Source organism: Streptomyces sp. NPDC021100, from assembly GCF_044333095.1.
In the GTDB taxonomy this organism is placed as follows: Bacteria; Actinomycetota; Actinomycetes; order Streptomycetales; family Streptomycetaceae; genus Streptomyces.
This window is the reverse complement of sequence record NZ_JBIRQH010000002.1, coordinates 359,661-380,475: the sequence shown is the minus strand read 5'-3', so window position 1 is coordinate 380,475 and position 20,815 is coordinate 359,661. Positions and strand designations below refer to the sequence as shown.

Below are 20,815 nucleotides of genomic sequence, written 5' to 3'. Positions count from 1 at the left end.
GCGAACGCCCCGTCGAACAGCGGCCGGTGGGCCGGGTGGTGCGCGACGTCGTGAACGGTCCCGCACGGCGGGTTCGTCGACGCGGGGTCGGCCTGGACGGTCGAGCGGCCGACGAAGCGGTTGGCCGACGACATCGGCCTGCTGGTCGGCAACGTCACGACGGCACGCCGGGTGGCCTCGCGCCGGCCGAAGGGACGCCGCCTGGCAGGCGAGCCCTGGACCGTCCACCGCATCCTGGCCGCCATCGAGGACGAGGCCGAGCGGTTCGCCACGATCCTGACGTCGCCGGAAGGCAAGAGGCGGTGCGCGCCCCGAAGGTGCGATGTCCTTCGGGGCGCGCGGCAGGGTTCCGGTTCAGGCGTTGTAGCCGCCGTGGGCGTCCAGTACCGCGCCCGTGACGTATGACGCGGCGGGGCTCGCGAGAAAGGCGATCGCCGCGGCGATTTCGTCGGGGTGCCCCATGCGTTGCAGGGACAGCGAGCCGACTAGGGCCTTGAGGGTCTCGGGGTCCGGCCCTTCCATGCCGCCCTCCATCAGTCCGGCCTCCACGACGTTGGCCGTGATGTTCCGGGGCCCGAGGTCCCGTGCGACCCCCATGGTGTACCTCTCGATCCCTGACTTGGTCGCCGCGTAGTCGGCAAGGCCCGGGGCGCCGACCCGGGAGCCCAGTCCGGAACTCACCGTGATGATGCGGCCGCCAGCGCGCAGCACTCGGGAGGCGGCCCGGATGACGGCGATGACGCCGAGGTAGTTGGTGGCGTGCATGCGGTCCAGTGCGGCGGTGTCGGCGTCCGGGTCGTCCACCCTGCGGCCCTGCTCCACCGAGATCGCCGCGTTGTTGACGAGGATGTCCAGGCCGCCGAAGTGTGCGACCACGTCGTCGATCAGCGCCGGCGCCCGGCTCGTGTCCGCCTGGTCGGACCGGAAGGCGACGGCCTTGGCTCCCTTGCCGTGCACCTCGTCGACGACGGCCTGCGCCTGCTTCTCGGAGCTGACGTAGGTGAAGGCGACGTCGGCGCCCTGCTCGGCCAGCAGCCGTACGGTCGCGGCTCCCAGCCCACGCGACCCCCCGGTGACCAGGGCGACCTTGCCCGTGAGTGGCTTGCTCATTCTTCTTCCCCTCGTTGATGGGCCCTTCCCGATAGTTGTAACGCTAATTGTTACGACAGGTGGATGCAACCTTCGCTGTTACGACCGGGTTGTCGTAACATCAAGCGTTGCGGCCGCGAGGAGGGGTGCATGAGTGCCAACAGCAGGCTGACCCTTGCCGCCCACGCCCTGGCCTGGATCGGTCTCTACCAGCGCCGAGGCCACGAGGTCGCCACCTCCGAGCAGATCGCGACCAGCGCGAACACGAACCCCGTGGTGATCAGGCGGCTGCTGGGCGAGCTGCGCAGGGCCGGGCTCGTGGAGTCCCGGCGGGGGGCGGGCGCGGGCTGGTCGCTGGCGCGCGAGCTGGAGTCGATGACTCTGCTCGACGTGTACGAGGCAGTGGAGCCCGGCCCGCTGTTCGCCCTGCACCGGGCCACCCCGGACCAGGGGTGCGTGGTGGGTCACGGCATTCAGCCGGCGATGCAGGGCATCTACGAGGGCATCGAGGAGACGCTGAGACGCGAGCTGGCCCGCGTCACGCTCGAGAACGTACTCCGGGACGTACTCGCGGCACCTCGCTAGCATCTCCGCCATCGGCCGCGCATCCGCCGAACCCGGCTTCGCCCACCAAAGGGCCCTCGTCATGGTGGCCGTCAGCCCGTGCACTACGGCGTCCGGGCCGGTCCATCCGGCCGAACCGGCCGCCGGGCGGGGAACCGGGGCTCTCTGACGGCCGTCGGACTCCACCGTGCTACGCGGGTACACCGACTGGTTCCGGCTGCTGCCGCCCGATGCGGATGAGAATGAGGGAATGAGGGTGCGCCTGGCCCGGTCCTCGCCGGCGTGACCTGGGTGCGCCGCCACACCGTGCTCCGCTGGGTCGCCTACGCCAGGAGCGACTGGGCCGGATGTCCGGTGGCCCGTGCCGCAAACAACACTCTCTGGCGGGGCGGGGGCATCAGGCGCCGTGCTTGGCCGGCTCCACGGCCTCGGCCGTGTCCGTATCCCGCGCGAACGCCCTGGTGGACCGGGTGTCACCGCGATAGACGATGAAGACCGCCACGAGACCGACGGCAAGACCGGCGGCGGTCTGCGGACCGAACGGTTCACCGACCATGAGGGCTCCCCAGACCGCCGTAACCGGAGCCATGAGAAACATGAGCGTGTTGACCTTGGTGACTCCGGAGCGCCTCAGGATGAGCCAGTACAGCCCGTATCCGCCGAAGGTCGACAAGGCTACGAGCCAGGTGATCGCGGCCCAGAAGGAGAGCTCAGCGGGCGGCTTCGCGACTCCGGCACTCAGGGCAAGGGCGGTGAAGATGACGGCACTGGTGGCGCAGTGGACGGTCATCGACACCGCGGGAGCGACCTGCGCGCGGGAACGGCCTTCCAGGAACGTGGCCGCCACCAGCGAGAACATGCCGAGGAAGGGAATGAAATAGGCCCACCAGGCCACACCGGAGCCGGCCGTGGCATCGGCCATGGTGACGATGGCGACGCCGCCCATCCCCAGGCACAGGCCGAGCCACTGCTTGCGCGAGACGTATTGACGCAGCAGCGGTCCGGCGAGTGCTCCGGCGACGAGGGGCTGGACACCGTCGATCAGGGCTGTGGTGCCGCTGGAGACGCCGAGCTGGATCGCGTAGTAGACGGTGAGCAGATAGCCGCTCTGCGAGAGCACGCCGATCAGGGCCTGCCGGGCGACATCCCGCACCGCGAGGCCCCGCCACGACGTTCCGGAAACGGTGGCGGCGACGATCAGGGCGATGGCCAGCGGCAGGAACCGCCACATCAGGATCGTGACCGCGGACGCACTGCCCGCGCCGAGCTTCGCCCCGATGAACCCGGAACTCCAGCAGAGCACGAAGGCGATGGAAAGCAGGAAGTTCATGTCTCCCCCTTCACGATACAGATCGGTATACTCACTTCCCGCTAAACAGATCGGTATACTTCCCCGGTGTGAGCACTACCGAGAGGCCGCGGCGGATCACGATGACGCCTGCCGCACGGCGCGTCCTGGAGGCCGCCGCGAGGCTGTTCTACGAGCGCGGCATCCATGCCGTCGGGGTGGATCTGATCGCCTCCGAGGCCGGGGTGACGAAGAAGACCCTCTATGACCGGTTCGGCTCCAAAGAGCAGATCGTCGTGGAGTACCTCGCGGATCGCGACGAACGCTGGCGCGCCTTCCTCGCCCAGCACCTCGACGCCGCGCGGCCGGCGCCGGCGGCACGCGTCCTGGCTGTCTTCGACGCCTCACGCGCATGGTCGGCGAAGAACAACTCCAAGGGATGCGGCATGGTCAACGCCCACGCCGAGATCAGCGACCCGTCCCACCCGGCGTACCCGATCATCACTGGGCAGAAGCAGTGGATGCTCGCGTTGTTCACCGGCCTCGCCAGGGACATCGCCCCGGACGGAGCCGACCGTCTGGGCCGGACGCTCCTGCTGCTTCACGAAGGAGCACTCGTCGCCCACGGTCTGCACGTCATCGCGGATCCCATCGGCCATGCCCGTCAACAGGCGCAAGCTCTCCTTGCGGCTACGGGGGAGTGCGGGTGAATTCCCTTGACAACCCTTGCCGTTCGCCCGTATTGCTCACCTCGCCGAGCACCGCATGAGGGAGCGCACCGCATCATGCGCACCGGGCGAGCGTGCCGCACCGGGTGCGCATCGCCGCCGGTCATGTCGTGCTGACCGGTCCCGCACGGTGGGTTCCGGTCAGCAGAGCTTCGGCATGCTTGCGGAAAGCGGTGACCAGACGGCTGCGGTCGCCGGTACGCGTGGCGAGGACGACCTGGCTCGGTTCGACCCCGTGCAACGGGACGGTGGTGAGGCTGGGATGCAGGCCGGTCGCGTGGTCGAGGGGCGGCCCGATGGCCACGGCCTGCCCGGCGGCGATGAGTTCGTGTTTGTCCTCGAGGGCCTCGACCAGGGGGCCGTCGGGTGCGGGGCGCCCGTCGGGCCGGGGGTCGAGCCGCCAGTAGGCGTTCAGCGACGGGTCGGACTGGCGTACGTGGGGGATCGGCTCGTCGGCGATGTCGTCGAGGGTGACGGACTCCCTGCCGGCCAGACGGTGGTCCCGGGGCACGACCAGCACGCGCGGTTCGTCGTAGAGGACGGTGACACGCAGCCGGTCGGTGGGGAACGGCAGGCGTGTCACCACCGCGTCGACGCGGTGCTCCAGCAGCGCGCCGCGCGAGTCGTTCCAGTCGAGCAGGCGGGTGTGGACCTCGGCGTCGGGATCGCGGTCGCGCAGGGCCCGCACGGCCGCGGTGACGACCAGCCCCCTGGTGTAGCCGACGGTGATACTGCCGGGCCGGGCCGAGGCCCGGGTCTGGGCCATCGCCTTGACCGCGGCGCGCAGCAACTCCTTGGCCTGGGGCAGGAAGACCTCGCCGGCCTCGCTGAGCCGGGTGCCGCGCGTGGTGCGGTCGAGCAGGCGGACGCCCACTTGCCGTTCGAGGCGGCCGATCTGCCGGCTCAGCGACGGCTGGGTGGTGTGCAGCGCCTCGGCGGCACGGCCGAAGTGCCGGTACTCGGCGACCACCGCGAAGCACTGCACCAGCCGGAGGTCGAGGTCCACGGGCGCGGGGAAGCGTTCGGACACCCCCTCACCCTAACTGGCCTTATACGCAGGCCGTATTACATGTTCCGGAACAATCATTGGACTGCGTGCTCGTCGCGACCGCACCGTGGTGACCATGACGTCGGACAGCGTGACACCGTTTCGAATCGACATTCCGGACAGCGCCCTCAAGGATCTGAAGGACCGGCTGCACCGGGTACGCCTCGCCGGCCGGGAGACGGTGCCGGACAGCAGCCAGGGGGTGCGGCGGGAGCGTCTTGAGGAACTGCTGGAGTACTGGGCCACCGGATACGACTGGCGCGGTCTGGAGCGGCGGCTCAACGAGCTGGGCCAGTTCCGTACGACCATCGACGGTCTCGGCCTCCACTTCATGCACGTGCGCTCGCCCCGCCCCGACGCCACCCCCCTGTTGCTGCTGCACGGGTGGCCGGGCTCGTTCCTGGAGTTCCTGGGGACCGTCGGCCCGCTCACCGGGCACGGCTTCGACCTCGTCGTCCCCTCGATGCCCGGCTACGGTTTCTCCGACCAGCCCGCCTCGACCGGCTGGGACCCGGACCGGATCGCCCGCGCGTACGGCGTGCTCATGCGGCGCCTCGGCTATGACTCCTATCTGGCCCAGGGAGGCGACTGGGGCGGTGTCGTCGCGACCCGCATGGGGGCGCAGCGCCTGACGGGCCTACGGGCGATTCACGTCAACTTCCCCGAGTTCCTCGCCGCTCCACCGGTCGGCGACGACCCGACCCCTGAGGAGAAGGCCGCACTCGAACAGGGCAGCCGCTTCCTCGCCGTCCATTCCGGATACCACGTCGTGCAGCGCACCCGGCCGCAGACCATCGGCTACGCCCTGACCGACTCCCCGGCCGGGCAGGCCGCCTGGATCTACGAAAAATTCCTCGACTGGTCCCGGCCCGGCGCCCTCACCCCCGACGAGATCCTCGACCACGTCTCCCTGTACTGGTTCACCGGCACCGCTGCTTCCTCTGCCCGCCTGTACTGGGAGTGCGCCCGGCAGCCGTCGGCTCCGACCGAGCTGGACCTTCCGGTCGGGGTCAGTGTCTTCCCGGACGAACTGACGCGTACCCCGCGTATCTGGGCCGAGCGGGCCTATCACGACCTGCGCTACTTCAACGACGACATCCCCGCGGGCGGCCACTTCGCCGCCCTGGAGCAGCCTGAGCTGTTCGCCGGGGAGATCGTCAAGTTCGCGCGGACGGTGGCCGCGTGAAGACGGTCGTGATCAACGGAGGCATGGGCGGCATCGGGCTGGACCCTCAGGCATCCGCCCCTGCCGACGCACGACGTTCCCACGACCGCACCCGGGAGGTGCTTGCCCGATGAAGTGGGTCAGCTACCGCTCCGCCGACGGCTCCAGGCGCTGCGGCGTGGTGCACGACAACACCATCCGCGCCGTGGGCATGGGCCTGTTGGAGCTGTTGCGCGCCGAAGGCGGGCTGGAGGCCGCCGCGTCCAGGGCACCGACCGAGATCGTCGAGCTGGCCACGGCCGACCTGCTGGCGCCGATCCCGGTGCCACCGGCGGTCCGCAACTTCGCCGCGTTCGAACGTCACATCAGTAACGCGGGTAAGGCGGCCGTCGGCGACGGCAGGGTCAGCCCGGTCTGGTACGAACATCCGCTCTTCTTCTTCTCCAACCCGGCGGCGATCAAGGGACCGCACGACGAAGTCCCCATCGCCCCGGGCGCTCGGTGGTGGGACTACGAGGTCGAGGTCGCCGCGGTGATCGCCGGGGACTGCTCGGACCTCGACGCCGCCACGGCGGAGCAGCACATCGCCGGCTACCTGGTCTACTGCGACTGGAGCGCACGCGATATCTCCGCGAGCGAGACGGGGTTCGTGTACGGCCCGTCCAAGAGCAAGGACGCCTCGACCAGCCTCGGCCCGTTCCTCGTCACCCCCGACGAACTCGAACCCCACCGCTCGGGCAACGGCTACGCGCTGCGGATGGACGGGTACGTCAACGACGAGCACTACGGCGGCGGCAGCTGGGAGGAGATCCACTGGTCGTTCGGCGAGATGCTGGCGCACGCGTCGCGCGGCACCACCCTGCGAGCCGGTGACATCCTCGCCAGCGGTCCCGTGGGCACCGGCTGCATCCAGGAACTGTGTGGCCACCGCCCCTACCTGTCACCGGGGGACACGGTCCGGATCGAAGTGCGGGAACTCGGCGCGATCTCCGCACGGATCACCGCACCAGAGCCGCCCTGACGCACGGGATGCACCGGATGCGCCGGATGCACCAAGACGACCTTGACCCTTCCCACTTGCCAGGAGACCACCGCGATGCATCCCGCCGGCACCTTCGCTCGCACCGCCATGGACCCGCATGCCGTCCGCGAGGTCAGCCTCACCATCAACGCCACCCACCTGTTCGTCTACTTCATCCCCGAGGCACCGGAAGAGGCCGCCAAGCTGGGCGTGACCGAGTACGGACCGGCGTACTTCGCGTTCCGGGCGGCCCCGATGGGCGCGGTCCCGTGGCAGGTCACACTCGCGGCCTTCTACAACTTCAGCCCGCGGTCGGTGCGGGCCATGGCGGGCGTGTGGGACGCGGCGACGCCGGAGGAGTGGCAGGCCGCTCGCTTCGCAGCCGTCGATCGTGCGGTGCGACGCGTCGGCGTGAGCCTCACCGCCGACCGGATCGCCGAGGCGCGATCGCTGATCGACCCGGTCGTCGCGAGCGCCGACTACGCCGGGAAGACGATGGCCGCCGCCAACGCCTCGGTCCCTCTCCCAGCCGATCCGCTCGTCGCGCTGTGGCAGCAGATCACGGTGCTGCGCGAGTGGCGCGGTGACGCGCATATCACCGTGCTCGCCGCCAACGGCCTCGGGCCGTGCGACTGCAACGTTCTGCAAACCGCGACAGGTCACTTCCCGGCGGCGATCGCGCGTGCCACCCGGCTGTGGGACGACGAGGAGGTGGCCGCGGCGACGACGCGCCTCGTCGCACGCGGCTGGCTCGACGCCGACGGCACCGCGACCGACCTCGGCATCGCGGCGCGCGAGCGGATCGAGGCCGAGACCGACGAGCACTGCGCCGCGCTGTGGACGCCGATCGGTGACGCCGGCGTCCGTCGCCTCACCTCGCTCATCGTGCCGATCCACGACGCGTTCACCGCGGCCGGGACCTACCCCTTCCGCGTGGAGACGGGAGACACGCGGTCCGCCGATCCGGAGGCCGTCGGGCAGGCCCGGTTCTCGTGCAGCCGCGACGAACGGGCACGCAGCGCAGGGTGACGCTGGAGGGGGGCTGGACCGGGCGCGAGAGGCGACGGTCCGGCGATCGGCGGTAGCAGTGATTCCGTTTACCGCCCTCCCGGCGCACCTGACGGTTCGCCAGGGCGGCGCCGCGGCACATGCAGGATTCACTGCGGCGGAGTCCCCATCGCGATCACAGCGACCTGCGGCGGGCCCATACGGCCGCCAGGGCCGGCATGCCTGGCTCTCCTACCGCCGGGCTGAGGAGACCTTCGAGGAGGACACCCGCTGCCGGCCCACCCACTTGGCCCGCTGCTACGAGCGGTACCCGCACCACTCCGAAGCCGTGATCCACCTCGCGATGACCGACCTCATGGCCCGCGGACTCACCGGTGAAGTCACCCCCGACCGGCGCGGAACCTCACCCGGAACCCCACACGAATCACCGGACGGAACACTCGGTCAGAGCGCTGCCGGCACCGCGAGTTCGGCCGCGTACGGGGGCTGGGCCCCGGCGCGGGAGCACGTCGCGGCGGCGGCGCGGGCGGCGAAGGTGAGGGTGTCCCGCCACTGCTCCGCGGTGAGTGACGGGGACGGGGTGAGCGCGGCGTGGCCGTCGAGGCGGTGGAGCAGCGCGGCGTTGACCGTGTCGCCGGCGCCGATGGTGTCGACGACGGCCACCTTCTCGCCGGGGACGGAGAGTTCGAGGCCGTCCCGGGTGAGGACGGTCAGGCCCGCGCCGCCGCGGGTGAGCACGACGGCGTACGGGCCGGCCGCGAGCCACCGCCGGACGGCCGTCGCCGGGTCGGCGGGCCCGGCGAGCCAGGCCGCGTCCTCCTCCGAGAGCTTGAGCAGGGTGACGTACGGCAGCCAGGAGCGGAAGCGGGCCCGGTAGGCGTCGGCGTCGGGGATCAGGCCCGGCCGGATGTTGGGGTCGAGGGCGGTGAACAGGCCGCCGTCCGACGCGCGGCGCAGCAGCTCCTCGAACGCCGAGGCCCCCGGTTCCAGGACGAGGGAGCAGGTGCCGAACGAGATCGCGCGGGCCGCCGCCGGCAGCGTCCCCGGGGTCCGGAAGAGGCGGTCGGCGGTGCCCTCGACGTGGAAGGAGTACGCCGCGGAGCCGTCGGCGCCGATGTGCGCGACCGCCAGGGTGGTGGGCTCGGGACCCCGCTGGACGAGCGAGGTGTCCACCCCGTCCGCCGCCAGGCCGTCGAGCAGCGCCTCGCCGAAGTGGTCGGTGGACAGCCGCGAGCAGAACGCGGCCGGGGAGCCGAGGCGGGCCAGGGCGACGGCGGTGTTGTACGGGCCGCCGCCGCGCTTGGGCCGCAGGGCGGGCAGTTCGGGGGCGGACGAGGCCGGGGCGTCGGCGTGTGGAACGGTGTCGGGGTGCCGCGCGGTGGACTCTTCGGGGCCGGCGCCGGCGGCGGGCCCGGTGCCTGTGCGCGTCGCGTCGTCCGGGCGCCGCCGGCCGGACCTCCCCGCGTCGGCGCCGGGTCGAGCGCCGGGCTCCGCGCCGGGGCGTGTACCGGACCGCGCCCCCGGGCCGGAGAGCCGATCGCCGGTCGTCGGCGCGTCGCGGGCGGGCTCCGCGGGGACAAGGTCGATCAGGGCTTCCCCGGCGACGATGATCATAAGGAGAGGGGCCTTTCGGTACGGACGATGGGGTGCGGAGTGACCGGCGGTGCCGATGGTACGGGCGGAGGCGGTCGGTAGCCGCGAGAGCCGCGGCGGACGAAGGCGCACCCTGCCGGAGGTGCGCGAGGCGCGGGCGGACTCGGCGAACCGGCCGGGCGGGAATGCGACGGCCGGCGCCCCGATCTCGCCCATCGGCCTGCCGGCCGTGGCCGGCCGGGGCTCGGCAAGCCGCGCTCGGCCGGGGGGGGGCGGCGAGTTCGCGGGGGCTGGGCGGCGGTGTCGGCGGTGTCTACGGGCGGCGTCGACGGCCGCTGCGGAAGCGAGCGGCAGCCGTTCGACGGAGCCCGTGCGGCCGGGCCCACCTCACCTCCCCCCGGAGCCGCCCGGCGCGGGCGCGGCCGGCAGCCGGGCGAAGGCGCGGGATACCGCGGCGAGTTGGGCGGCCGCGGGGTCCGTGCCGGTCGTGGGGCGAAGGGGGAGGGGGCCGGGCGGAGGGCCCGGCGGGGGAGTGCGGTCGCGGAGGGCGTGGGCGATACGGGTCGCCGCGGTGTGGGCGTCGTCGTTCCCAGGGCCGGCGACGGCGGCGCCTGCGGTGCCCGGGCCCGCTTCGGGGGCCGCCGGGAGGTGGGGCCGGAGCAGGAGGAGGCCGTCGTGGATCTCGATCACACGGCGGTAGAGGGCGAAGCGGAGCCGGCGGGGGGACAGGCCGGCCGGGACGGCGAACGGGTGCCGGCGGGCGGGCAGCGGCGTCGTCGGGAAGGCGCGGTGGAAGGCGGACCACAGCGGCGTCAGGGCCCGGTACGTGCGCAGGAACCACCACCAGTGGCGCAGCGCAGGCCGGACCGCCGCACTGCCGCCGGCCGCCACCAGGGCCGCGCACACCAGGGCCAGGGCCGTGGAGACCGTGTCGTCACCGTTGTCTGCCGGCCGGCCAGCAGGGCCAGCCGGACGTCGTCGAGCCCCCAGGCCGTCCCCCAGCAGCATGGGCAACGGGCTCGCCAACCAGAAGTGGGTGCTGACGCCCTGACGATCCGTCAGGAGTGAGGCGTCCGATCGGACGGGTTCGGGGTTCCGCGCCGGGCAAGGGGGGCGGCGCGGGATCCCGGGCCCGTTCCGCTCACGTCTCCTCGTCCGTCCTGACGGGCTCCCGGCGCCCCAGCCAGCCCCTCCCGCCCGTCCGCCCGGTTTCGCCGCACGGATCCGTGGCACCCGTGTCTTGCCGGCGGTCGCGGCGTACGGCAGTGGCGGCCGCGGCGGACGGGAGGAACGGAGGACGTCATGACGGTGAAGGCGGGGACGAACGGATCGCCACTGGACGGGCCGTGGCCCGAGGCGGCGGGACGGCTCTGGCGGGACGTGTCCGGGCTGGTGCGCGCGGAGGCCGGCGGCCCCGCCGGCCCGCTGACCACGGCGGTCGGCCGGGCGCGCCTCGCCGGGACCGCGATGGCGCTCAGCGGCGCCCTGGGCGCGCTCTCCCTCGTCTCCGCACACCAGGCTCTGCTGCGGACCACCGAGCGGATCATGCCACCGCCCCGGGCGGCCTGGGCCCTGGCGGCCGGCTACGCCGGCGCCGCCGTCGGCCTCACCCGCCTGCGGCGCTCCGCCTCGCGCGCCGCGCGGCGCTCCTCCGCGGAAGCCGTGGAACGGGTGCTGGCGGAGCTGGCCGCGTCGGGGGTGTGACCGGCCGTCCGTTCCGTGACCGGTCGGCCGCGGTCAGTCGTGGCGGACGACGCAGAGCGCCCAGATGACGAACGCGCACGTCGCCATGGCGACGACCGACCACAGCGGGAAGTACGGCAGGGACAGGAAATTGGCGATCAGGATGAGCGACGCGATGACGATGCCCAGCACCCGCGCCCAGGCGGAGACCTTGAACAGGCCGACGCCCACCATGATGGCCGCGATGCCGAGGAAGAGGTGCACCCATCCCCAGCCCGCCACGTTGAACTTGTAGACGTAGTTCGGCGCGTTGACGAACACGGTGTCGTGGACGATCGCCGATATGCCCCTGAGTACGTTCAGGAAGCCGTCGATCAACAGCATCACGGCAGCGAAGACCGTCAGCCCGGCGGCGGCCGCCAGGGACCTCTCGCCGTGGTGATGCGTGGGGTGTGGCTGCGAGGAGTGCGACATGGTCTCTCTCCTAGTCCGGATCGGCCTCCCGAAGCCGGCGAGTCCGAGAGCCCGGGAAGAGCGCGCCGCCGCACTGCCGGGAACGAACGTGCCCGGCAGGCCGGATGTGGCCCTCCCGGGGGGTCGTTCTCCACCCCGCGCCCTTGCCGCACGGGGTGGGGCGACCGACGGAGACCGCTCGTTCCATCCTCACCACGCCGCGCTGTTGATCGCACCTCGGCCTTGGAAGCAGCCTCCACCTGCGACGACGCCGGCCGCTCGCGCTAGGGTGCGCCGGTGAGTCTTTACATCGTCGTCGGATACGGGCCCGCCGGTGCGGCCGCCGCCCGGCTCCTGGCCGGACAGGGCCATACGGTACGCGTCGTCACCAGGTCGGGACGGGCCCCCGAGCCCGGCATCGAGCACGTCGCCCTGGACGCGACGGACGCGGCGCGGCTGACCGGAGCCGCGCGGGGCGCCGGCGCGATCCTCGGCTGCGCCGCGCCGCCCTACCACCGCTGGACGAAGGAGTGGCCGCCGCTGGCCGCGTCGCTCGCCGAGGCGGCGGAGGCGACCGGCGCCGTCCTGGTCATGCTGGGCAATCTGTACGGCTACGGCCCGGTGGACGGGCCCCTGACCGAGGACCTGCCGCTCGCGGCGACCGGCCCCAAGGGGCGGGTGCGCGCCGCCGCGTGGGAGCGGGTGCGGACCCTGCACGAGCAGGGGCGCGTCAGGGCGGTCGAGGTACGGGCCTCCGACTTCTTCGGGCCCGGCGTGACCGACGGCGGCCATCTGGCCGGGCGCTTCATGCCCCCGCTGCTGCGCGGCAAGGCGGTCACCGCGCTCGGCGACCCGGACGCCCCGCACAGCTGGAGCTACCTTCCCGACGTGGCCGCGGCCCTCGTGGAGGCCGCGGGGGAGGAACGCGCCTGGGGCCGCGCGTGGCACGTTCCCACGGAACCGCCGCTCTCCGTCCGGGAGATGGCGGACCGTCTCTCCGCCGCGGCCGGAACGGCACCGGTCGCCGTCCGGCCGACGCCGTCGGCCGTCCTGGGCGTGGCGTCGCTGTTCTCCCCGCTGCTGCGCGAGCTGAAGGAGATCCGCTACCAGTTCGACCGCCCCTTCGTCGTCGACTCCAGCGCCTACCGGTCCGCTTTCACGGTCCGTTCGACGCCCGTCGACGAACAGGTCGGGGCCACGGTCGCGTGGTGGCGGGAGCGCCTGGCCGCCGGCGGGTGAATCCCGCGCGGCGGCCCGGGGTACCGGCGGGAATTCCGTCGTGGAATCCGCGGCGGCGGGCCCGCTTACCCGCGCAGGCCCCTTTCCGCTCGGGCCCCCTTTCCCACTCGGGAAGGGGGGCCCGTCACATCCCGGAGGACGTCAGCGGACGAACTTCCAGGTGATTCCGTTGACCACGCCCCGGTCCAGCGGCGCGAGCTTGCGGAAAGCCGTCTGGCTGAGATCTATGTGCGTCCGGTCGCAGGACGGACACTTGTCCCGGACCGGGACCCGTATGGTCTTGCCGTTGTAGGAGACCTCCACCGAAACGCCTCTGCACAGCGGGTCGTTGTTCGGGTTCGGGGAGGTCCACCAGGCGGCGGGTACCGCGACCAGGTCCTGCGACGAGGCGTCGATCGGCGTTCCGCAGGCGCCGTAGCCCTTGTCGTTGTAGTAGGTCATCTTCCCGGTCATGTTCTGGCCGATCGGAATGTCGGCCGACGCCGGTCCCGCGGCGAGGGCGATACCCGTGGCGGCGGCGACCAGAGCGCAGGCGGCGAAACGAACTCGGCGCACTCGCCTGAATTCACGCATGGTGATGTCTCCTCCTGAGGCAGGGGAATACGACACGCGGAGCCGGGGGCGGAAAGGCGTTCGTCGACTTGGCCTCCGGCTTCGGGACCCATGGATTTCACGGTCCCCGGTGTCCCCGCAACCCCCGTCGGCCCCAGTTGTCCGGAACTGAGTGGTCTATGAACTCAGTTGGGCCGGAACACCGTCGGTCCGTCCGAAAACACACCGGAACACCCGGGTGCGGCCAAACACCCGGGTACGGTGAAACGTCCGGGCACGCCGGGCGCTTGAGGGCCACGGGTGCCGGGCCGTTCAGGAGAGGGCCGGTGACGACCCCGAAGGCGGGCGCCGGCTGGTGAAGACCTACACGCCCCGCGTCCGCGCGTCCCGGAGCGCGGGCTCCGGAGGAAGGTGGACGGACAGCAGGCACACGTCGTCGCGCTGCTCGTCGGGGAGCAGCCGCGCGAGGAGCGCGTCGAGGGAGCCGTTGCCGCCGCGTGGCGGCACGCTGCGTACGGCCTCGCTGAGCCGGTCCAGGCCGGCGTCGAGGTGCTCGCCGGGGCGCTCGATCAGCCCGTCGGTGTACATCAGCAGATGGTCGCCGGGCTCGATCCGGCAGGTGGCCTGCCCGTAGGAGGGCCGCAGGGTCGCGCCGAGCAGGACGCCCTCGGGCGGGGTCAGGTACTCCGCCTTGCCCTGCCGGACGAGCAGGGGCGGCGGGTGGCCGGCCTGGGCCCAGGTCAGGCAGCGCTCGGTGGGGTCGTAGCGGCCGAGGACCATGGTGGCCGTGGCGTGCCCGTCCGGGGTGTGCAGCAGCAGAGTGTTGAGCCGGTGCAGGGCGCCGGTCAGGGAGGAGCCGGTGAACACCATCCCCTTGGCGGTGAAGCGCAGTTGCGCCATGGTGGCCACCGCGTCGATGCCGTGCCCGGCGACGTCCCCGACGGCGAACAGGACGCAGCCGTCGGGCATCTCGACGGCGCTGTACCAGTCGCCGCCCACGCTGAGGTCGTCGTGCGACGGCAGGTAGGCGACGTCGACGCGGAGGTCCGCGAGGTTCAGCGACTGGGTGGGCAGCGGCAGCAGCGCGTGCTGGAGCCGCGCCGCCACCAGGCGTTCCGTCTGCAGCACGTTGCGCTGGGCGAGCACCGCCTGCTGGGACTCCAGCAGGGCCAGTTCGGCGCGCCGCCGGGCGGTGAGGTCCATGATGACGCTGTGCACCTCGACGGGTGTGCCGTCGGCGTCCGGCACGGTCTCGGCGACGACCCGCAGGTGCTTGACGCCGGAGGCGCTGGCGAACCGGACCAGGTGGTCCATGGGCGTGCCGTCGGCCAGAAGGGACTGGACGGCCCGGGCGAACTCGGGCAGGTCCTCGGGCAGCAGGTGGCGCGGCAGTTCGTCGAGGCGCATCGGCCCCAGCGAGCGGTCGCGGTCCAGGATCTCGTAGACCTGCGGCGACCAGGTGACGGCGTCGGTGGCCAGGTTCCAGTCCGTCCAGCCGAGGTTGCCCAGCCGCTGGAGGTCGGCGAGCAGCTCCCGCTGCCGGGTCTCGGTGTCGTGGCCGGTCCAGCAGACGACGAGGGAGCCACCGAGGCGCGCCACCCGCAGCGAGTAGACGGACTGTTTGCGGACGCCGGCGACGACCTCCTCGTAGGCGAACGGCTCGCTCTGGTACGGCTGTCCGGTCTCCAGGGTGTGGAGGTAGCCGTGCCAGGCGGAGGATCCGGCCATGGTCGGATAGCACTCCAGGACGCGCAGGCCGACGAGTTGGCGCCCCCGCCGCCCGGCGATGTCGGCGGACTGCGGCGCGGCGGCGTCGATCCGGAAGTCCTCGACCTCGCCCGTCGCCGACCGCAGGGGCGTGAGCAGGGCCGCCGGGCCCATCAGGGCGTCGAAGACCGCCTGCACGGATTCGGTGAGGGGCGGGCCGGTCCGGCCGGCCGGTGCGTCGCACATCCGCAGACTCCCCGCGCACAGTCGGGCGACCGCCCGCAGCAGCTCACGGACGGCCGGATCGAAGGGGGCGTCGACGGTGCGGAGGACGCCCAGGGCGGCGGTGACCGTACCGCCGGTGACCACGGGGAGCCAGGCCCGCGTCAGCCACCGGTGGCCCTGCTCGCCGATCAGGTGGTAGTGCAGCGCGTCCCGCTCGGGGTCCTCCAGCCAGACGGCCTCGCCCCGGCGGACGACGTCCTGCGCGGCGATGCCGCTGACGGGCGGTACGGACCGCCACTGGGCGGCGACGGCGGCCCCGGTGCCGGCGTGGCCGCCGAGCTCCAGCACGCCGTTCGGGGCGCTGAGGAAGATCATCACGGCGTCGGCGTGGACCGGCGGCCCGGCCAGGTGGTCCAGCAGCGTCCCGGCGAGCTCCTGCAGGCCCGAGACGCGGGCCAGGGCCTCGCCGACGGCGCCCAGGACCTCCGCGTGCGTCCGGTGCCCGGCGGTTCCCGGCGGGGCGTGGCGGGTGTAGCGCGTGGAGTCGAACACCGAGCCGCCGCCCTCCGTTCCGTCCGGTCCGCCGGGTGCGGCCGGTCCGCGCGGTCCGGAAGGCTTGCGGGCGGCGGGGACGGCGCCGCCCTGCGGCAGGTCGCCCAGGACGATCCAGCACTCCTCAGCCAGCGTCCGGCCGGCGGTGCGCGCGCGCCGCGTCAGGTGCTCGTAAGCCGCCGCCGCGGAGCAGTCGGAGCGTGCCATCAGCACACCCTTGGCGCGTTCCAGCACGGCCGTGGTGGACGCCAGGTGCTCCAGCCGCTCGTTCTCCGCCCGTAGCTTGGCCACCACCTTCGCCAGTGCGGCGACGTCGGGTTCGACGCCGGACTTCTCGTCCTGGACAGACTCGCTCGTCACGCCCCGAGCATGGCACAGTCGGCCGCCGCCCGGCCCGTTTCCGCACATCAGGGCGGGCGCTCGGCCGGACGTTCGGATGGTGTTCCGTTTTCCCTTCCCTCTCTCATGGTCCCAGGAACCATGATGGCGCGGAAGGGAGTTCACGATCCGGCGGCCGACGGCGGCGGGCAGGCGGAGAGTCCGCCCGAGGTCGGCGGAACCGGGTGAACACCGCCGGCCGCTTCGCTACCGTGGAGGGGGCGAACCGCTACAAGGCCCGCATGACGGCCACTTCGCCCTTCCGGGACACCCCCACACCATTGCCTTCACTCCGGGCCCCGCACACGGCGGCCCACGAGCCCGTCCGGCGCGCCGGGAACATGTCCGGGACACGCCGGGAGAGGACACGAAACGGTGAACGGATCCATGCGGGACAAGGTCGTCCTCGTGACCGGCGCGGCCCGCGGCCAGGGCCGCGCGCACGTCGTGCGGCTGGCCGGCGAGGGCGCCGACGTTATCGCCGTCGACCTGTGCGGCCGGCTGCCCGGCGTCGCCTACGCCTCCCCGGTGCCGGAGGACCTCGACGAGACCGTCGCCCTGGGAGAGGCGCACGGCCGGCGGGTCGTCCCGCTGGTGGCCGACGTCCGCGACCTCGCCGGGCTCCGGAAGGCCGTGGACGGGGCCGTGGAGACCCTGGGCCGGCTGGACGCCGTGGTGGCCAACGCGGGCATCTGCGTTCCGTGTGCCTGGGACCGGGTCACCGAGGAGATCTTCCGGGACACCATGGACGTCAACGTCCGCGGCACCTGGAACACGGTGATGGCGACCGCGCCGCACCTGGTGGCGGCGGGCGGCGGGTCCGTCGTGCTGATGAGCTCGTCGGCGGGGCTCAAGGTCCAGCCGTTCATGATCCCTTACACCACCAGCAAGTTCGCGGTGCGCGGGATGGCGAAGGCGTTCGCCGCCGAGCTGGCCCGCTTCGGCGTCCGGGTCAACAGCGTGCACCCGACGGGCGTCGACACCGTCATGGGCGGCCGGGCGATGCTCACCCGCGTCGCCGAGGCGAGCATGGCCGACCCGCGGCTGCGCGGGATGCTGGTGAACATGCAGCCGGTGGACGGGATCTCGGCGGAGGACGTGGCCGAGGCCGTGCTGTTCCTGGTGTCGGACGCGTCCCGGCACGTGACCGCGCACGCCCTGGCCGTGGACGCGGGCGTCAGCGAGTTCTGAGGCCGCGGGCCGCCGTCCCCCCTTCCCTCTGCCCCCGCTCTCCGCCACAGACGGGCCGGTTCCCCATGCCCCTCCACCACCACCTCGTCGGACACACCTGGGCCCTCGGGCCCCTGCGGTGGACGTTCGCCGACACGGCCCTGTACGCGCTCGGCGTCGGGGCCGGGGCCGGCGACCCATCGCGGGAACGGGAGTTCACCACGGAGAACTCCACGGGCGTCACCCCGTCGGTACTGCCCACCTTCGCCACCACCCTCGTCCCGCCCGGGGAGCACCCCGCCCTCGGCGACTTCGACGTGACGCGGCTCCTGCACAGCCACCAGTCCGTGACGCTCCACGGCCCGCTGCCCGTCGAGGGCGCGGCGGTCACGGTGTCCCGGCTCACCGGGCTGTACGACCGGGGGCGCGCCGCGCTCGCCGTGATCGACTCCCGGTGTACGGACGCGGCCACCGGCCGGCCCCTCGCCGGCCTCCGCACCGGGCTGACCGTCCGGTACGCGGGCGGCTTCGGCGGGGAAACGGCCGAGGACGAACCGTGGGAGCGCCCGGCGCGGGAGCCGGACCACACCGCCGGCTACCCCACCGCCCCTCACCAGGCGCTGCTCTACCGGCTCTGCGGCGACCGCAACCCGCTGCACTCCGACCCCGCCGTCGCCGCGCGGCTGGGTCTGCCCAGGCCGCCGCTGCACGGGCTGTGCACCTTCGGGTTCGCCGGGAGGGCGCTGCTGCGCGCGCTGTGCGGGTGCGACCCGGCCCGGTTCGGGACCATGTCCGCCGACTTCACCGCGCCCGTGCTGCCCGGGCGGGACCTCACCGTGCGGATCTGGGCGGGGGCGGACGTGGCACTGTTCGAGGTCCGCTCGCACGGGCGGGTGGTGCTGGGCCGGGGGCGGTTCGTCCCGCGGCCGGTGTGACGGTCAGCCGGCGGCCGGGCACCGGACGCCGTCCGGATCGGCGGCGGACCGCTCGGCGTACCAGCGGGCCGTGCTCCGCAGCCCGTCCGGCAGCGCGATCGCCGGCCGCCATCCGGTGGCGAACAGCCGCGAGACGTCGAGGAGTTTGCGCGGCGTCCCGTCCGGCCGGCTCGGGTCCCAGCCGATCCGTCCGGTGTAGCCGACCGCCTCGGCCACCATCCGGGCCAGCTCCGCTACGGACACGTCCCGGCCGGTGCCGACGTTGACCGGGGACGGGTCGTCGTAGTGCCGCAGCAGGTGAAGACAGGCCGCCGCGAGGTCGTCGGCGTGCAGGAACTCCCGGCGCGGCGTGCCCGTCCCCCAGACGGTGACCTCCCCGGCACCGGTCCGCGCCGCCTCGTGGAAGCGGCGGACGAGCCCGGGGAGGACATGGGAGCGGGTGGGGTGGAAGTTGTCCCCGGGGCCGTAGAGGTTCGTCGGCATGACCGAGATCCAGCGCCGGCCGTACTGCCTGCGGTACGAGCGCACCGCGATCAACCCCGCGATCTTGGCGATGGCGTACGCGTCGTTGGTCTCCTCCAGCGCCCCGGTGAGCAGCGCGGACTCGGGGATGGGCTGCGGACTGTGCTTCGGGTAGACGCACGAGGAACCCAGGAACAGCAGCCGGTCGACACCGGCGGCGTGCGCGGACGTGAACAGATTGGTCTGGATCCTGAGGTTGTCGGTGAGGAACTCGACCGGTTCGGCGTCGTTGGCGGCGATGCCGCCGACCCGGGCGGCGGCATCGATCACCACATCCGGGCGGAGCGCGGCGAGGAGGGCGGACGCGGCCCGGGCGTCGGTCAGGTCCACGTCGGCGGAGGCGACGCCGACGACCGACGTGAACCCCTCGGCCGCCAGCCGGCGGAGCAGGGCCGAGCCCACGAGTCCGGTCGAGCCGGCCACCAGCACGGTCGAGGAAGGCTGAAGGAGGGGGCGCGGGGAAGGGGACGGGGTCACGGCTGCCTCTCGTTCGGGGGGACGGGCGGGTGAGGCGTGGGGTGATCTGTGAGGCCGGGGAGGTCCAGGCCCCGGCAGTACAGGGCGCCCAGCAGGCGCAGGAGGGCGACCGGTTCGGGGGTCCCGCGGTGTCCTGAGGCCGCCACGAGCGGGGCCGCGACCCCCTCGTCCCGCAGCGTGTCCCGGATCGGCCGGGCCAGCACCGGGTGCGGGCCGATCTCCACGAACGCCCGGACGCCCCGGCCGGCCAGAGCGGACACGGCCTGGGTGAACCGCACGGGCTGCCGGAGGTTGCGTGCCCAGTAGTCCGGGGTGCCGAGGCCGGAGGGAGCCGGTCCGGAACCGGCGGGCTCCGGGTCGGGACCGGCCGGCTGCGATCCGGCCTCGGCCGCCGACCCCAGGCCGGGGCCGGCGGCCGGATCCCGGGCCGCGTCGACGGTCGACACCCAGGGCACGCGCGGCGTGGCCGGGGCCAGGCCGGCCAGTTCCGCGCGGAGTTCGGGCAGGACCCCGTCGACGTACGGGCTGTGCGACGCCGCGTCGATCCGGATCGTCCTGCACCGCACCCCCTCCGCCTGCAGGAGGCCGACGAGTGCCCCCACCGCGTCGGCCGCCCCGGTGATCACCGTCTCCCGGGGCGCGCTGTGCGCGGCGACGACCACCGTCCCCGGCGTCCGCGCGCAGTGCCGCTCGACGGTGTGCCGGTCCAGGCCGATCGTGGCCATCGCGCCGCCGACTCCGGTCTGACGGGCCCGGGCGAGCAGCCGCGAGCGGGTCGCGACGACCCGGGCCGCCTCGGGGAGCGTGAGGACACCCGCGATGTGCGCGGCGGCGACCTCGCCCAGGCTGTGCCCCACCACGGCGTCCGGCCGCAGCCCCAGCGACAGCAGCCAGCGGGCGGTGGCCACCTGCAGCGCGAAGATGAGCGGCTGTGCCGTGCCGGGGCCGTCGGCCCCCGCACCCGGCGGACGCGCGAGCGGTCCGGTGACGCCGCCGGGCAGCAGCCCGTCGAGTTCGGCCAACACCCCGGCCGCCACGGGCGACCAGGCCGGCAGGGCGCGGCCCATGCCCGTCCACTGGCTGCCGTGGCCGCCGAAGCACCAGGCGGTCCGGCCGGCCGCGCCGTCGGCCCGGCCCGCCGTCCAGCGCGGGCTCGGCAGGCCGTCGGCGAAGCACGACAGCCCCTCGACGAGCCCCGGAACGTCCGGCGCGGACACCGCCAGGCGTTCGAGTCCCGGACGGGTGGGACGGAAAGACATCTCATCGGGCCGAGAACCATTGGCCAACAATTCTGCCGCCCTTTTCGCCTCCACCGTCAACTCCGTGCGCGTGGCGGCCGAAAACACCAGCAGCCACGGTGGCGGAGACGGCTGCACACTGTCGAATGTCATAAGCCCCTCGTGTTCCGCCGCATCGGA

At 73.1% G+C, this 20,815-nt stretch carries 20 protein-coding genes; 10 read left to right on the top strand and 10 right to left on the bottom strand.

All coding sequences use genetic code 11. The annotated features are described in order from the left end of the window. Window positions 1-171: 171 nt before the first annotated feature. Window positions 172-405, top strand: a complete 234-nt coding sequence (locus ACH4PU_RS05320) for a DUF6192 family protein (RefSeq protein WP_398266965.1) — start codon at window positions 172-174, stop codon at window positions 403-405. On the opposite strand, the gene ACH4PU_RS05315 is transcribed toward ACH4PU_RS05320, so the two are convergent. After that, window positions 355-1,110, bottom strand: coding sequence for an SDR family NAD(P)-dependent oxidoreductase (locus ACH4PU_RS05315; protein WP_398266288.1), 756 nt, complete (start codon window positions 1,108-1,110; stop codon window positions 355-357). The genes ACH4PU_RS05320 and ACH4PU_RS05315 overlap by 51 nt on opposite strands. A gap of 129 nt (window positions 1,111-1,239) precedes the next feature. Here ACH4PU_RS05315 and ACH4PU_RS05310 point away from each other — a divergent pair, with 129 nt between their 5' ends. Next, window positions 1,240-1,674: an Rrf2 family transcriptional regulator gene (locus ACH4PU_RS05310; protein WP_398266285.1), complete on the top strand. Its 435-nt coding sequence runs from the start codon at window positions 1,240-1,242 to the stop codon at window positions 1,672-1,674. 376 nt (window positions 1,675-2,050) lie between these two features. Here the strand turns inward: ACH4PU_RS05310 and ACH4PU_RS05305 are convergent, their stop codons facing one another. Beyond that, entirely contained in the window at window positions 2,051-2,983 is a 933-nt protein-coding gene (locus tag ACH4PU_RS05305; protein WP_398266282.1) for a DMT family transporter, read from the bottom strand. A gap of 101 nt (window positions 2,984-3,084) precedes the next feature. Here ACH4PU_RS05305 and ACH4PU_RS05300 point away from each other — a divergent pair, with 101 nt between their 5' ends. Then, a complete protein-coding gene (locus ACH4PU_RS05300) occupies window positions 3,085-3,651 on the top strand; it encodes a TetR/AcrR family transcriptional regulator (protein WP_398266962.1) in 567 nt (188 codons plus the stop codon). Between the two features lie 121 nt (window positions 3,652-3,772). On the opposite strand, the gene ACH4PU_RS05295 is transcribed toward ACH4PU_RS05300, so the two are convergent. Next, complete coding sequence (locus ACH4PU_RS05295; protein WP_398266279.1) at window positions 3,773-4,699, bottom strand: LysR family transcriptional regulator; 927 nt, start codon at window positions 4,697-4,699, stop codon at window positions 3,773-3,775. A 94-nt stretch (window positions 4,700-4,793) separates the two neighbouring features. On the opposite strand from ACH4PU_RS05295, the gene ACH4PU_RS05290 reads away from it, so the two are divergent. The 3 genes from ACH4PU_RS05290 (at window position 4,794) to ACH4PU_RS05280 (ending at window position 7,932) form a co-directional block, all read left to right on the top strand. Then, the gene (locus ACH4PU_RS05290) at window positions 4,794-5,903 is read left to right on the top strand and encodes an epoxide hydrolase family protein (protein ID WP_398266276.1); all 1,110 of its coding nucleotides are present in this window, start codon (window positions 4,794-4,796) and stop codon (window positions 5,901-5,903) included. Window positions 5,904-6,012: 109 nt separating this feature from the next. Beyond that, a complete protein-coding gene (locus tag ACH4PU_RS05285; RefSeq protein ID WP_398266273.1) occupies window positions 6,013-6,903 on the top strand; it encodes a fumarylacetoacetate hydrolase family protein in 891 nt (296 codons plus the stop codon). Between the two features lie 75 nt (window positions 6,904-6,978). Then, a complete protein-coding gene (locus ACH4PU_RS05280; RefSeq protein WP_398266959.1) occupies window positions 6,979-7,932 on the top strand; it encodes a hypothetical protein in 954 nt (317 codons plus the stop codon). Window positions 7,933-8,355: 423 nt separating this feature from the next. Here ACH4PU_RS05280 and ACH4PU_RS05275 read toward each other — a convergent pair whose 3' ends face one another. Beyond that, entirely contained in the window at window positions 8,356-9,525 is a 1,170-nt protein-coding gene (locus ACH4PU_RS05275) for a PfkB family carbohydrate kinase (protein ID WP_398266270.1), read from the bottom strand. Window positions 9,526-9,891: 366 nt separating this feature from the next. Further along, window positions 9,892-10,530: a DUF6545 domain-containing protein gene (locus ACH4PU_RS05270; protein WP_398266267.1), complete on the bottom strand. Its 639-nt coding sequence runs from the start codon at window positions 10,528-10,530 to the stop codon at window positions 9,892-9,894. A 276-nt stretch (window positions 10,531-10,806) separates the two neighbouring features. On the opposite strand from ACH4PU_RS05270, the gene ACH4PU_RS05265 reads away from it, so the two are divergent. After that, entirely contained in the window at window positions 10,807-11,208 is a 402-nt protein-coding gene (locus ACH4PU_RS05265; protein WP_398266264.1) for a hypothetical protein, read from the top strand. A gap of 33 nt (window positions 11,209-11,241) precedes the next feature. Here ACH4PU_RS05265 and ACH4PU_RS05260 read toward each other — a convergent pair whose 3' ends face one another. Beyond that, a complete protein-coding gene (locus ACH4PU_RS05260; RefSeq protein WP_398266261.1) occupies window positions 11,242-11,661 on the bottom strand; it encodes a hypothetical protein in 420 nt (139 codons plus the stop codon). A 276-nt stretch (window positions 11,662-11,937) separates the two neighbouring features. On the opposite strand from ACH4PU_RS05260, the gene ACH4PU_RS05255 reads away from it, so the two are divergent. Next, complete coding sequence (locus ACH4PU_RS05255) at window positions 11,938-12,879, top strand: NAD-dependent epimerase/dehydratase family protein (protein ID WP_398266258.1); 942 nt, start codon at window positions 11,938-11,940, stop codon at window positions 12,877-12,879. Between the two features lie 141 nt (window positions 12,880-13,020). On the opposite strand, the gene ACH4PU_RS05250 is transcribed toward ACH4PU_RS05255, so the two are convergent. Continuing rightward, window positions 13,021-13,452, bottom strand: coding sequence for a cysteine/serine endopeptidase inhibitor (locus ACH4PU_RS05250; protein WP_398266255.1), 432 nt, complete (start codon window positions 13,450-13,452; stop codon window positions 13,021-13,023). Window positions 13,453-13,794: 342 nt separating this feature from the next. Then, window positions 13,795-16,275, bottom strand: a complete 2,481-nt coding sequence (locus ACH4PU_RS05245) for a SpoIIE family protein phosphatase (RefSeq protein ID WP_398266252.1) — start codon at window positions 16,273-16,275, stop codon at window positions 13,795-13,797. 393 nt (window positions 16,276-16,668) lie between these two features. On the opposite strand from ACH4PU_RS05245, the gene ACH4PU_RS05240 reads away from it, so the two are divergent. Both ACH4PU_RS05240 and ACH4PU_RS05235 read left to right on the top strand, forming a co-directional pair. Further along, on the top strand, window positions 16,669-17,484 hold the full coding sequence (locus tag ACH4PU_RS05240) for a mycofactocin-coupled SDR family oxidoreductase (RefSeq protein WP_398266249.1): 816 nt from the start codon (window positions 16,669-16,671) through the stop codon (window positions 17,482-17,484). Window positions 17,485-17,549: 65 nt separating this feature from the next. After that, on the top strand, window positions 17,550-18,398 hold the full coding sequence (locus tag ACH4PU_RS05235) for a MaoC/PaaZ C-terminal domain-containing protein (protein WP_398266246.1): 849 nt from the start codon (window positions 17,550-17,552) through the stop codon (window positions 18,396-18,398). A 3-nt stretch (window positions 18,399-18,401) separates the two neighbouring features. On the opposite strand, the gene ACH4PU_RS05230 is transcribed toward ACH4PU_RS05235, so the two are convergent. Then, on the bottom strand, window positions 18,402-19,397 hold the full coding sequence (locus tag ACH4PU_RS05230) for a GDP-L-fucose synthase family protein (protein WP_398266243.1): 996 nt from the start codon (window positions 19,395-19,397) through the stop codon (window positions 18,402-18,404). After that, a complete protein-coding gene (locus ACH4PU_RS05225; RefSeq protein WP_398266240.1) occupies window positions 19,394-20,656 on the bottom strand; it encodes an acyltransferase domain-containing protein in 1,263 nt (420 codons plus the stop codon). Before ACH4PU_RS05225 ends, ACH4PU_RS05230 begins: the two co-directional genes overlap by 4 nt. Window positions 20,657-20,815 lie beyond the last annotated feature (159 nt).

Coding starts and splice junctions, on each gene's coding strand:
- ACH4PU_RS05315 (WP_398266288.1), bottom strand. CDS start 1,110: ATGAGCAAGCCACTCACGGGCAAGGTCGCCCTGGTCACCGGGGGGTCG.
- ACH4PU_RS05310 (WP_398266285.1), top strand. CDS start 1,240: ATGAGTGCCAACAGCAGGCTGACCCTTGCCGCCCACGCCCTGGCCTGG.
- ACH4PU_RS05305 (WP_398266282.1), bottom strand. CDS start 2,983: ATGAACTTCCTGCTTTCCATCGCCTTCGTGCTCTGCTGGAGTTCCGGG.
- ACH4PU_RS05300 (WP_398266962.1), top strand. CDS start 3,085: ATGACGCCTGCCGCACGGCGCGTCCTGGAGGCCGCCGCGAGGCTGTTC.
- ACH4PU_RS05290 (WP_398266276.1), top strand. CDS start 4,794: ATGACGTCGGACAGCGTGACACCGTTTCGAATCGACATTCCGGACAGC.
- ACH4PU_RS05285 (WP_398266273.1), top strand. CDS start 6,013: ATGAAGTGGGTCAGCTACCGCTCCGCCGACGGCTCCAGGCGCTGCGGC.
- ACH4PU_RS05280 (WP_398266959.1), top strand. CDS start 6,979: ATGCATCCCGCCGGCACCTTCGCTCGCACCGCCATGGACCCGCATGCC.
- ACH4PU_RS05275 (WP_398266270.1), bottom strand. CDS start 9,525: ATGATCATCGTCGCCGGGGAAGCCCTGATCGACCTTGTCCCCGCGGAG.
- ACH4PU_RS05265 (WP_398266264.1), top strand. CDS start 10,807: ATGACGGTGAAGGCGGGGACGAACGGATCGCCACTGGACGGGCCGTGG.
- ACH4PU_RS05260 (WP_398266261.1), bottom strand. CDS start 11,661: ATGTCGCACTCCTCGCAGCCACACCCCACGCATCACCACGGCGAGAGG.
- ACH4PU_RS05250 (WP_398266255.1), bottom strand. CDS start 13,452: ATGCGTGAATTCAGGCGAGTGCGCCGAGTTCGTTTCGCCGCCTGCGCT.
- ACH4PU_RS05235 (WP_398266246.1), top strand. CDS start 17,550: ATGCCCCTCCACCACCACCTCGTCGGACACACCTGGGCCCTCGGGCCC.
- ACH4PU_RS05225 (WP_398266240.1), bottom strand. CDS start 20,656: ATGTCTTTCCGTCCCACCCGTCCGGGACTCGAACGCCTGGCGGTGTCC.